This is a genomic window from Lachnoclostridium sp. An131, assembly GCF_002160825.1.
Taxonomy (GTDB): domain Bacteria; phylum Bacillota; class Clostridia; order Lachnospirales; family Lachnospiraceae; genus Laedolimicola.
This window is the reverse complement of the sequence record NZ_NFLI01000015.1, coordinates 1-11,961: the sequence shown is the minus strand read 5'-3', so window position 1 is coordinate 11,961 and position 11,961 is coordinate 1. Positions and strand designations below refer to the sequence as shown.

General features: G+C 50.6%; 11 protein-coding genes and 1 pseudogene. 4 read left to right on the top strand and 8 right to left on the bottom strand.

The features are described 5' to 3' along the window. Nucleotides 1–57: 57 nt before the first annotated feature. The 6 genes and pseudogenes from B5E77_RS12565 to B5E77_RS12540 form a co-directional block, all read right to left on the bottom strand. The gene (locus B5E77_RS12565; RefSeq protein WP_087165713.1) at nt 58–2,043 is read right to left on the bottom strand and encodes an ABC transporter permease; all 1,986 of its coding nucleotides are present in this window, start codon (nt 2,041–2,043) and stop codon (nt 58–60) included. Next, complete coding sequence (locus B5E77_RS12560; RefSeq protein WP_087165712.1) at nt 2,036–2,803, bottom strand: ABC transporter ATP-binding protein; 768 nt, start codon at nt 2,801–2,803, stop codon at nt 2,036–2,038. Before B5E77_RS12560 ends, B5E77_RS12565 begins: the two co-directional genes overlap by 8 nt. Before the next feature lie 236 nt (nt 2,804–3,039). Beyond that, complete coding sequence (locus B5E77_RS12555; RefSeq protein WP_087165711.1) at nt 3,040–4,062, bottom strand: sensor histidine kinase; 1,023 nt, start codon at nt 4,060–4,062, stop codon at nt 3,040–3,042. A 22-nt stretch (nt 4,063–4,084) separates the two neighbouring features. Beyond that, a pseudogene (locus B5E77_RS12550) lies at nt 4,085–4,589 on the bottom strand (response regulator transcription factor). A gap of 75 nt (nt 4,590–4,664) precedes the next feature. Next, nucleotides 4,665–5,576, bottom strand: a complete 912-nt coding sequence (locus B5E77_RS12545) for a hypothetical protein (protein ID WP_087165710.1) — start codon at nt 5,574–5,576, stop codon at nt 4,665–4,667. 102 nt (nt 5,577–5,678) lie between these two features. Continuing rightward, entirely contained in the window at nt 5,679–6,137 is a 459-nt protein-coding gene (locus B5E77_RS12540; RefSeq protein ID WP_087165709.1) for an Lrp/AsnC family transcriptional regulator, read from the bottom strand. A gap of 205 nt (nt 6,138–6,342) precedes the next feature. Between B5E77_RS12540 and B5E77_RS12535 the strand changes: the two genes are divergently transcribed. Continuing rightward, complete coding sequence (locus B5E77_RS12535) at nt 6,343–7,692, top strand: MATE family efflux transporter (protein ID WP_087165708.1); 1,350 nt, start codon at nt 6,343–6,345, stop codon at nt 7,690–7,692. Here the strand turns inward: B5E77_RS12535 and B5E77_RS12530 are convergent. Beyond that, nucleotides 7,668–8,963: a type II toxin-antitoxin system HipA family toxin gene (locus tag B5E77_RS12530; protein ID WP_087165707.1), complete on the bottom strand. Its 1,296-nt coding sequence runs from the start codon at nt 8,961–8,963 to the stop codon at nt 7,668–7,670. The two genes, B5E77_RS12535 and B5E77_RS12530, sit on opposite strands and share 25 nt — an antisense overlap. A gap of 4 nt (nt 8,964–8,967) precedes the next feature. Then, a complete protein-coding gene (locus B5E77_RS12525; RefSeq protein WP_087165706.1) occupies nt 8,968–9,180 on the bottom strand; it encodes a helix-turn-helix domain-containing protein in 213 nt (70 codons plus the stop codon). 233 nt (nt 9,181–9,413) lie between these two features. Between B5E77_RS12525 and tnpA the strand changes: the two genes are divergently transcribed. The 3 genes from tnpA to tnpC all read left to right on the top strand — a co-directional run bounded on the left by tnpA (nt 9,414) and on the right by tnpC (nt 11,918). After that, the gene (tnpA, locus tag B5E77_RS12520) at nt 9,414–9,824 is read left to right on the top strand and encodes an IS66 family insertion sequence element accessory protein TnpA (protein WP_143468633.1); all 411 of its coding nucleotides are present in this window, start codon (nt 9,414–9,416) and stop codon (nt 9,822–9,824) included. Continuing rightward, entirely contained in the window at nt 9,818–10,159 is a 342-nt protein-coding gene (tnpB, locus tag B5E77_RS12515) for an IS66 family insertion sequence element accessory protein TnpB (RefSeq protein ID WP_072524981.1), read from the top strand. Before tnpA ends, tnpB begins: the two co-directional genes overlap by 7 nt. A 142-nt stretch (nt 10,160–10,301) precedes the next feature. After that, nucleotides 10,302–11,918: an IS66 family transposase gene (tnpC, locus tag B5E77_RS12510; protein ID WP_087165705.1), complete on the top strand. Its 1,617-nt coding sequence runs from the start codon at nt 10,302–10,304 to the stop codon at nt 11,916–11,918. Nucleotides 11,919–11,961 lie beyond the last annotated feature (43 nt).

Genomic DNA, 11,961 nt, shown 5'->3' with positions numbered 1-11,961 from the left:
CAGCTCCGCTATCAAGAGTGTCATCCGGCAGATAGTCCTTCGCCCTGATCCTTTCCTCTATCTGCTCACAATCCGGTAATAGGTTCTGGCCGTCAACAGATACACAATCACATAGAATGCCGCGAACACCAGGAAGCTGACCGCCGTGCAGGCCATATAAAGCCTCGTATTGGACAGATAAAGAAGCGCCAGCAGCCGGGACATGAGTGGAAAGGCCGCAGCCACATGGACGCCCGCCACAAGCAGAGGCAGGAAAAACACGGTCAGGACCTGGGAGCGGATGGCGGCCCGGACCTCCCGGCGGCTCAAGCCTACCTTGCGCATAATCGAAAAGCGTTCCCTGTCCTCAAAGCCCTCGGAAATCTGCTTGTAATAGATGATGAGCACTGCCGCCATGAGGAAAAGCACGCCCAGGAACAGTCCCAGGAAGAAGAAGCCGCCGTACAGCTTCAGGTAGATGGCGTCTGCGTCTACCTTGGAATCCGGAGAGCCTTTCAGCTCTCCATTCTGCATCAGGTCCAGCAGAGCCGCCGCAAAGGCGCGCTGCTCTTCCTGGGCCGCGTCCGTGTCAAAGGCATAAAAGCTGTCCGGCTCACTTGCGATATTCGTCAGAGCCTCCTTCTGCTTCGCATAGATCGCATCCATCTCCTGCTGCCCGGGAACGACCAGAAAATAGCTGCTTGCGATATTGGCGGCCATAAGGCCTTTTCCCGGGAAATCATCCAGCACGGCTTTCACCTGATATTCCCGATCGAACAGCTTCAGTGACGGGGCGTTGTACCCTCCCTGGCTGTCATAGAGAAGAATCTCTCCATCTGAGAGCGAAGCATTGGCCCCGGCAGCCCCGTTGTACTCGTCCAGAGTGATAACGTACAGATTTACAATCTTATCCGCGTCCAAAAGGACGTTCTCCCGTGATACCCGGAAGGAATTTCCCTCCTGCATGGCAGAAAATACCAGATAGGAATACTCCACCTCGTCCGTCACGGAAAGCCCCTGCTCCTGCTGAAGCTCCCGCACGCGGGCATACAGCGCCTCGCTCCTTTCCTCTGTGTCCTCCCGGGAATAGACCACAAAGTCATAGGGATACCGGGAATTTACCACATCATCAATTCCGATCATCAGCGAGCTTGTGGCTGAAATCATCACCAGCACCATCGTGGACAGGATACAGATATTCGCCAGGCCGACCGCGTTCTGCTTCATCCGGTAAATCATGCCGGAGACGCTGATAAAATGGCCTGTCCTGTAGTAATAGGACTTGCTGCTTCTCAAAAGCTTCAGAAAAGCGATACTTCCCGCCGTAAACAAAAGATAGGTCCCCACAACCACCAGCGTGGCAGCTATGAAAAAGATATAGATGGAAGAAATCGGGTTTTTCGTCGTGATCGCCAGATAATATCCGGTTCCCACACAGAGAAATCCCAAAAGTGCCGAGAGCCATTTCGTCTTCGGCTCCCGTTCTCCCGCCTGACTGTCCTGCAGCAGGCTCACAGGCGTCGCCACCTGAATCTGGCGCACTGCGTTCAGAAAAATCAACAGAAAAATCACGGCAAAGAGCCGGACTGTACTCCAGATTGCTTCCGCAGATACAAAAAAGCCGAGAGAAACCTCCGCCCGCACAATTTTTGCAATCAGCAGAAACATTAGCTTATCCAGCGCCATTCCAAACAGCAGGCCGCCCGCCATACTGATGAAAAATGCGTACAGAGATTCCCAGGCCAGAGTCTTTGCCAGATGGCGTTTTCCCAGTCCCAGAATATGAAAGACACCAAATTCCTTCTTTCTCCGTTTCAGAAGAAAGCTGTTTGTATAAAACAGAAAGATCAGCGCAAACAGGCCAATGATTCTTGTCCCCATTTCCATCAGCGAAATCAGGGTCTGATCTCCCGCCATCTCCTCCAGCCCCGGATTCAGGGACAGCGACTTTACAATATAATAGAGCATGACCGTTACAACACAGGTCAGAATATAGGGAAAATAGGTGCTCCCGTTCTTTTTGATATTTCCGGCGGCCAGCCTTGCAAAAAATCCCCTACGCATGGCGCTCACCGCCTGTCGCAAGCAGCGTCAGCGTATTGGAAATCTTCTGAAACTGCTGTTCTTCCGTCGCGTCTCCGCGGTAAAGCTGATGGAATACCTGACCGTCCCGGATAAAGAGCACGCGCCCCGCATGACTGGCCGCTTTCGTGGAGTGCGTCACCATCAGGATCGTCTGGCCGTCCCGGTTGACCTCGCTGAAAATTCGAAGCAGATTATCGGTGGCTCTGGAATCCAGCGCGCCTGTAGGCTCATCCGCCAGCAGAAGCTTTGGCTGTGTGATCAGCGCCCGCGCCACAGCTGCCCGCTGCTTCTGTCCGCCCGACACCTCATAAGGATATTTCTTTAAAATATCCGTGATCTGCAGCTTCCGCGCCAGGAGCTTCAAGCGGCTTACCATTTCGGGATAGCTCTTTCCCGCCAGAACCAGCGGAAGAAAAATATTGTCCTGGATGGAAAAGGTGTCCAGAAGATTGAACTCCTGGAACACAAAGCCCAGATTGTCCCGGCGGAACGCCGAGATCTCCTTCTCCTTCACAGAAGAAAGATTTCTTCCGTCCAGGATCACCTCGCCGCCTGTGGGCCTGTCAAGGGCCGCCAGGATATTTAAGAGCGTCGTCTTTCCGGAGCCCGACTCTCCCATAATTGCCACATATTCGCCCTCTTCCACGGAAAAGGACACGTTCGTCAGCGCCTGTACCTGATTTCCGCCGAAACGGGTCGTGTAAATCTTTTTCAGGCATCTCGCCTCTAGAATTGCCATAATGTTTCATACCTCCTGCTTTTCATGGAGACATACACCGGCGCCATAGGTCCCTGCCGGAGACTTACAGATGCGTTCTGTTCTATGACCGGCGCCGTTTCGTATGTCTGTACTATAAAAATAGCAGAAACGGCCGGGACGCCGCCATGGAAGCAGGTGACATTCCGGCCCTTTGATGTGACATTTTTGTAAGCTTGATTACAGGCAGCTTCATTCAGCTCCTTTGGCGGCAGCTCTTATTCCGCCTCTACCCTCTCTGTATGGAGATCGATAAAAACGGTGGTCCCAGCTCCCGGCTCAGACTCAGCCTTCAGTCCGTGGGACAGCCGCCCGGCGGCTTTTTTGCAGAGATACAGGCCAAGGCCTGTGGATTTCTTATCGGAACGGCCATTATAGCCCGTAAATCCCTTTTCAAATATGCGCGGCAGATCCTCCGGCGCGATGCCGATTCCGGTGTCCGATATTTTCAGGACCTTCTCCGGCGTCACGGTGATGGAAATGGTTCCTTCCCGGGTATATTTGATGCTGTTGGACAGAATCTGCTCCAGGATAAAGAGCAGCCATTTCTCATCCGTAAGCACCCGAATCTTTGTGGGTTCGTAGGAAAGCTTCAATTTCTTACGGACAAACAGCGGAGCATATTTGTGGATGGCCTGCCGGATGATGCCGTCCAGCTCATATTCCTGAAACACATAATCGGAGGAATCGCTGTCAAGCCGCAGATAGCTTAAGACCATTTCCACATACTGTTCGATGCGGAAAAGCTCTGCGGACAGCTCCCGGTGCTCCTCCGTGTCTTCCCCCTCAAGCGTCATCCGCATAACGGAAATCGGTGTTTTGATCTGGTGAACCCAGGTCGTGTAATAGTCCAGGCTCTCCTGCCTCCGGTTTTCCCATTCTGTCAGCGCTGCTTCCATCAGCCGTCCAAGCTCTTTCAAAAGCTCCTGCAGGTCTGCCTCCTCCACTGTCCGCGCCGGCGGCAGCTCATCCGGAAGCAGGGGAAGGTTCCGAAACGCTTCCTCATATCTGCGGCGGCGCGCAAGAGTGCGGAAAAAGTCTGCCGCCAGAACAGCCAGAAGAAGCAGAAGGCACAAGGCCCCTGCATACAGAACCGCTTCCAGCTCCAGATCGTACAGGGAGAACACCAGCGCGAAGATACCGGCGCATGCCAGAAAAAGAAGCAGCGCCGTCCGGCGCCTGATAAGATAACGCCTCAAAACCGAATGCCAGCTTTCCCGCTTTCTGCCTTCCCTGTCCATGCTTATCCTCCTCGTTCCATCCTTACTCAATCAGATAGCCGCTCCCTACCTTTGTGGTAATAAAGCCGTGAAGCCCTGCCGCCTCCAGCTTTCTGCGGAGACGGTTCACATTGACCGTCAGCGTATTCTCCTCCACATAGGAGTCCATCTGCCAGAGCTTTGTCATAGTAGGTCCGGCGCAGCAAAGCCTGCATTTTGGCTGTCATCACGTTCAGATCAACGGGTTTGGCGATAAAATCGTCGCCGCCCATATTCATGGCCATGACGATATTCATGTTATCGGAGGCTGAGGAAATGAAGATGACAGGAACCTCCGAAATCTTCCGGATCTCACTGCACCAGTGGTAGCCGTTGAAAAACGGAAGCATAATATCTACGAGAACCATGTGGGGATCGTACTCCACGAACGCCGGAATCACATTCTGGAAATCTTCCGCGCAGCGCACCTCATGGCCCCAGGCTTCTATTTGCTTCTTCATAGCCTGCGCCAGTGAAAAATCATCCTCAATAATAAAAATCCGATACATAACAGTCCTTCCCCGTCCCCGGAAATTTTCCTCTTTCTCAGCCAATCCTGGAGATGCCCTTCTGCCTTGTAAGCCCTATCCAGCCGGCTGCTGCTTCACACGGTTTATATTTCCATCCGTCAGCTTCAGCCAGGGTATTTCCAGCTCCTGCGCTCCATCCTTCCAGGAATCCACCCATGCATCATACTCTGCCTGATCCACAGGCTCTCCTGTATCCTCTCCGTCCGGCGTAATGTAATACACGGTTCCTGCGCCGCTCACATCAATCTCCTCCGGGAATTCATTGCCTTCTGCATCCGTCCCGGAAACGCTGCGGTCCCAGGCGTCCACATGGGAAGCCGCCACGTAAGTATCGCTTTCTGAATCGTACTGATACAGTGTATATGGCCAGAAGCTTTCTCCACCCAGGCCCTGATTATGGGACAATCCTGCTTCTATATATCCATTGTCATAGAAGGTCAGCATGGGATACTCGATAAACTCCTCCCGAACCATGTCAAGAGCGCTCACAAAATCATAGATAAACGCTGTCTTTCCGGCCTCATCCGTAGTCGTGTAGGCAATCAGCAGCTCCTGAGAACCATCCTGATCCACATCATATATGGCAAATTCATTCTCAGAGATATCTGCACCTGCCAGAAATCCATAGCTTTTTTCATCTGGAAACAAATGATTAAAATAAATATCGTAGAGCACGGAGTGGTAAGCGCTCCTTGCCTCTTCAGAGAGACTGCTGATGGCTTCTTCTGCTTCTGCAGGCAGTTCCCCATCTGCTGTGGCAGCTCCCTGTGCAGACTCTCCCTGTATGTCCTCTGTCTGCTCTCCGCTGTCCTGTGTTTTTTCTGTCTGCGCGGCATCTGTTCCGGACTGTGCGCTTTCCGCCTGTGTGCCGCCCGTCTCCTCCTGCGCCTGTGTGCCGCCGCACCCGGCAGCCGATAGAAGAAGGAGGCCAGATAAAACCGTCGCCAAATATTTTTTCCTGTTCATGTCTGTAATCTCCTTTGTCCTGCTGCAGGCTTCCCATCAGACTTTCCTCTGTCTGAAAATTTTCTTCTTTTCGAGATTTTTCTTCTGTCCGAAATTCTGACGTCAGAGCCGCAGTCCCTTGATGTCTTTGATCCGGGAAAGAATCACGTTATTCGTACATTCCAGTACGCCGGGCAGCTTGTCGATCGTATCGTACAGCAGAGCTTCCATCTCCTCGTTGGAAGATGCCACAGCATGTACATGAAGCCTGCTCTTTCCTGTGACGCGGTAAATCTGCGTGATCGTGTCATTTTGACACAGAATATCCGCCACCTCCATCAGCGTATCCGGCCTGGTTTCAATTTCAAAATAGCAGGAAACCGCTCCGCTGATTTTCTGTGGATTGACGATCGTTGTGTATTCCTCAATCACGCCTTTTTGCTCCAGCGCCTGCACCCGCATCTTTACTGCCACACGGGAAATGCCTGTCTGCTGGCCGATCTCGGAATAGGACATTCTTGCATTCTGAATCAGCAGATTGACTATTTTCTGATCCAGCTCATCCAGCCCGTCTAAAAACATACCCTGTCTCCTTTTCCCATTTCATGTGTCTGCCGGGCGCAGGATTGTCCGCGCATTTATTCCGGCGCTGCACTATGGACATTATATAATGTGGCAAAAAGGAAAGTCAAGAAGGGCTTATAATTGACAATCGTAAATATATCCTCTATAATATATTACAAATGTTAATTATAATATTTCAAAAAGAAAGCTGTGGATAGATAAAATGGAAAATGAACTGACACACGGCCCTGTCATGAAAACCATGCTGCGCTTCGCCGTCCCGATGATTCTCGGAGACCTTCTGCAGCAGTGCTATAATATCGCAGATACCCTGATTGTAGGCCGCTATCTGGGCGCAGACGCCCTTGCCGCCGTAGGCTCGGCCTTTTCCCTGATGACCTTTCTGACCTCCATTATTCTCGGCCTTGCTATGGGAAGCGGCACCGTGTTTTCCATCCGCTTCGGGCAGAAGGACGAGCATGGACTGAAAGAAGGCATTCTTGCTTCCTTCACGCTCCTGGGCCTTGTTACCATTCTTTTAAATATTCTTGTCTTTGCAGGCACTGACTGGATCATCTGGTTCTTACGCACGCCCGCAGAGCTCGTGAAACTGATGAAGGACTATCTGACCGTCATATTCGCCGGGCTTGCAGGGATTTTTCTCTATAACTTTTTTGCGTCTGTGCTGCGCTCTCTTGGGAATTCCATAATTCCGCTCGCATTCCTTGCTGTATCTGCGGGTCTGAACATTGCCCTCGATCTCTGGTTTGTGGCCATTCTTCACCGGGGCGTAGCCGGGGCCGCAGAGGCTACCGTGATCGCCCAGTACGTGTCCGGCATCGGGATCGCGGTCTATACTTATGCAAAATTTCCCCATCTTCTGCGGAAAAGTGAAGATGTCCGCCTCCGCAAAAGCCGCGTAAAAGAAATATTCAGCTTTTCCGCTCTGACCTGTATGCAGCAGTCCATCATGAATCTTGGAATTCTGGCCGTCCAGAGTCTGGTCAACAGCTTTGGCACAACGATCATGGCCGCCTTTGCAGCTGCAGTAAAAATCGACGCCTTCGCCTATCTGCCCGTCCAGGATTTCGGAAACGCCTTCTCTATCTTTATCGCACAGAACTACGGCGCAAAGAAGGAAGATCGAATTAAGAAAGGAATCCAGGGCGCGGTGATTGCTTCCGTATCCTTTAGTCTTCTGATCTCTTTATGCGTCTGCCTTTTCGCGCGGCCTCTGATGTCACTTTTTATTGATGTGTCAGAAGCTGCCGTCATCACAGAAGGCGCCCGTTATCTTCGGATTGAAGGAGCCTTTTACTTCCTGATCGGCATCTTATTTCTGCTTTACGGCCTTTACCGGGCGCTCGGGCGTCCCGGTATGTCGGTGGTTCTCACCGTCGTCTCGCTGGGCACCCGCGTGGCCCTGGCCTATGCGCTCTCTGCGGTTCCTGCTTTCGGCGTCGTGGGAATCTGGTGGTCTGTGCCGATCGGGTGGTTTCTGGCGGACGCGCTGGGAATCGGATTTTATCTGGTGAAAAAAAGGGAGCTTTATCCTGTTTCTGAGCGCAGGTAACGGATGCCCCCTTTTTGAAGAATTCTTTTCTGAATCTCTTCTGCGCTTGCAAACCCCTGTTCTGTCAGGAAGGCTGCCGCTCTGGAAAGCGCTTTCTCAAATCCGGACGCCATATCATCGAATCTTTTCATCGCCAGCTTCACACCAAGTCCGGCATTCTGCGCTTCCTTTTCAAAGTGTCTCCGCTCTATTCTGTCCAGCAGATACACTCCTCCTACGCTCAATGCCATTTCCTTCGTGCTGCTCTCATAAATGGCGGTACTTACCATATCATAGGCAGGAGCCAGCCGTACTCCTTTCAAATCCTGACTGTACAGCAGCGAAAGATTCTTTATATGATTATCCGTATTTCCAATCAGATAGTTGAAAAGACAAATATCCCATAGTTTTAACTGATCGGTCAAAGGCTCAGAAGAAAAGGCTCTCAGCAAAGAAAACATTTTCTTCAGATACCCTTCCTGATTATGCTCGTACTTATGAAAGGACGAAATCCCCAGTGCCTGCGCAAAATCTTCCTGGTGCAGCCTGGAGGGGACAGGGAGCTGATTGATAAGCTTAGGTTCCGCATTCATAATCCGATCGTATCTTTTTGTTGCAAACAAAACATCCCCGTCTCCTGCTTCTCCTGTGTCTACCACAAAGCTGTCCGGCGTATCAATCCCCAGATATGAGGCTGTCAGCAGACAAAGCTGTTCATTGGTGACAATTCCCTCAAGGCGGATATGGCTTTGCTTCACAATATGGGTGCTGGGCGCATCTCCAATCGGCAAATACCACTGATTTTCCTTTTCATCATAGTAAAGCCCTGCCTTTCCAGAAGCTCCGGTCAGTGACAAGTGTGATTTCGTCATAAGCTGCGCAGATTCCGTCGCTCCCTCCTTTGCCAGATTTCGGACGTCTTCAGAAGTCAGTTTTCTATAATCTGGCAGAATAGGCGGATTCTCTCCTTCTATTATTTTGACTGCGCCAAGGCATTCACAGCCAAGCCCTGCCAGAATAGACAAATAATCATCTTCGTTCACATGCATCCATTCCGCCACACATCTTCTGGTAAATCCTTCCGGAAGCAGACCCTCAAAAAAATTTTTCGTTCTGGCAGGCGAAAAAGCGCTGTCCGAAAACGGGAGACTGAGTGATATCGGCACTGCTCCCTGCTTTTCCATATACTCTTTTGCATAGGAAAAGACCGCGTCTTCCGGAGTATTTCCACAAATCTCTCCGACACATACCTGCGTCCCCTTTATTTCAATATATACTGATAATCTTCTCATTGCTTTATCCTCGTTTCTCCAGGCATAAATCCATTCCCAGCGTCTGAATCAAAAACAGGATCTTTCCTATCTCCGCAGTAGCCTTCCCCCGTTCCAGATCCGATATAAAACTGGTACTGAAACCAGTAAACTCCGCCAGATATGCCTGTGTATAATTTAATTCCTTTCTTCTCTGACGAATCGCTTTTCCCAACGACGACGTATCTGTAATCTTCATAAACCCTCCAGGATAAATATAGCCGTTCGGCTTATTTTTCTGTTTCTATTATAAATATAGCCGTTCGGCTATGTCAAGGACTCGTCTGGATTTTTTAATACGAGGTGAACAGTGCTGAATAAAACAGGGGTAAGCGCCAAATATTCCTGCGGATTTCCTGATCCCCAAGTTTTGCCTATAATTGTAGTCGATAGATATTTAGACTATTTCACTACAATTATGGAGGATAGGTTATGGCAGGTACCCGCAAAGCCCGCGTTCCGATGGCAGAACAGATCAGGCTTATCAATGAATGCCGCCAAAGCGGCATGACAGATGCTGATTGGTGTCGTGAGAACGACATTGCAGTAAGCACCTTTTACAACTGGGTCAGCCGCTGTCGGAAAGCGGCAGCGGATCAGATCCCACCACCGAATTACGGTCATCTTGAGGTTCCCAGCCTGAAACAGGATGTGGTCCCCATTGGCATTGTTCCGGATCACATTCCGGAACAGCATACAGCATCACAGATGCTAAACTCGCACCTTGACAATTCACATACGATTGAAGTTGCTATGAAGGATATCACGGTCCGCATCAGCAATGACGCAGACCCAATCCTGCTCACCAGGACTTTCCGTCTGCTTCAGGAGTTCTCATGTTAGGTGACATCTCCGGACTTGAGAAGATCTACATTGTCTGTGGCTACACCGATATGCGGAAATCCATTGACGGACTCTGTGCCGTTATCGAGGACCAGCTTAAGATGGATCCTTCGTCCAGTGCGCTCTTCCTTTTCTGTGGAAGAAGACGGGACAGGATCAAAGCCTTGTTCCGTGAACCGGACGGCTTCGTTCTGATCTATAAGCGCTTGTCTGTCCGCGGTGGCTATCAATGGCCCAGGAAACAGTCGGAGGTCCGGAACCTTTCCTGGCGGGAGTTTGACTGGCTGATGTCTGGGATTGATATTGACCAGCCCAAAGCCCTCAAAGCAGAGTAAAAATCATCTGGATCTCAGCAGAAATCCTGCACAGAAAAATCCGAAAATCCCCTGTAGATTCGGCATTTTTCAGGAGCCATTTCCCTTTAGTAAAAGCCCCGTTTCTGGTATAATAAAGGTAGCAAATCTGAGGAGAGAAACGATGGCTTCCAGTGCAAAAGATATCCAGCTTCGAGAGCTGAAAGATACAGTATCACAACTGAAAACAATGATATCTGAACAGACTGAGCTGATCAAATCTCTCCGTCTTATTATTGACGAAAAATCCAGTCACGAGAAAGCACTTCAGGAACAGGTAGAATATCTGACCAAAAAGCTTTTCGGCTCATCCAGTGAAAGAAGATCCGATGACATTCCGGGACAACAGAATCTCTTTGATGAAGCGGAAATGGAACAGGATCCCTCTTTGCTGGAAGAAGAAACCGTGATCCGGGAGCATGCCCGTAAAAAGAAGGCAACCCATGAGGAACTTTTCAAAGGCCTGAAGGTTGAAAAAGTAGTGTTCCCTCTTCCGGAAGAAGACCAGCTCTGCCCGGTCTGCGGTACGCAGATGGTCCTGATCGGCGAGGAGTATGTCCGCCGGGAACTGGAATTCATTCCTGCCACCTGTAAAGTGATCGAATACTACAGCCAGAGTTACGGATGCCCATCCTGCAAGGAAGGACTCGGCGATACGGAAAAGCCTGTGATCGTAAAGTCTCAGGTGCCGGCGGCTCTGGTTGGGAAAGGTCCTGCCTCAGCATCCACTGTTGCATGGACTATGTATCAGAAGTATGCCAACGGGCTTCCCCTTTACCGGCAGGAGAAGGACTGGAAACAGTATGGGGCTCAGATCAGCCGCACTACACTTGCCAACTGGATCATCTACTGTTCACAGAACTATTTCCGGCCAATGTATGATTACTTCCACCGTGAGCTGCTGAAACGGAGCTTTGCAATGGCAGATGAAACCCGGGTTCAGGTATTGAACGAGGAAGGACGCCGATCCCAGACCCAATCATTCATGTGGCTGTTCCGAAGCGGCGAGGACGGGCTTCCGGCGATCATCCTGTATGGCTATTCCCCGACCAGGAGCGGCAGCCATGCGGGGAAGTTCCTGGAAGGCTACAGCGGATACCTGGAAACGGATGGATATCAGGGATACAACAATCTGCCAGGGATCAAACGCTGCTCTTGTTGGGCGCATATCCGCCGATACTTTATCGATGCCGTTCCCAAAGGAAAACAGTATGACTACAGCCAGCCGGCAGTACAGGGAGTCCAGTACTGCAACCGGTTATTCGCCATTGAGGACTCCATTAACAAAAAGTGTCCCGGTGATTATGAAAAGCGAAAGCAGCTGCGTCTCGAGAAGGAAAAACCTGTTCTGGAGGCTTTCTGGTCGTGGCTCGATCAGCAGAAGCCTGTCCGGAATACGCGGATGGACAAAGCCATTAATTATGTTCTCAACCGGCGTGATACAGCAGAGACCTATCTGGAAGACGGGCGGTGCAGCTTTACCAATAATCTCAGTGAGAATGCAATTCGTCCATTCGCAGTAGGGCGGAAGAACTGGCTGTTCAGCAGTTCCGTTGACGGAGCGAATGCCAGCGCAGTGGTATATACAATGGTTGAGATGGCAAAAGCACATGGGCTGAATATTTATGGATATTTTAAATTTCTGCTGGAACACCGGCCAAGTGAGGATATGACCGATGAACAGCTGGCAGAGCTGGCACCTTGGAGTGAAAAACTCCAATCTATCAAAAATCGCATGTGAATTATAGTGAATTACTCCAACTCGCAAAGGGCTGGGGTAATTT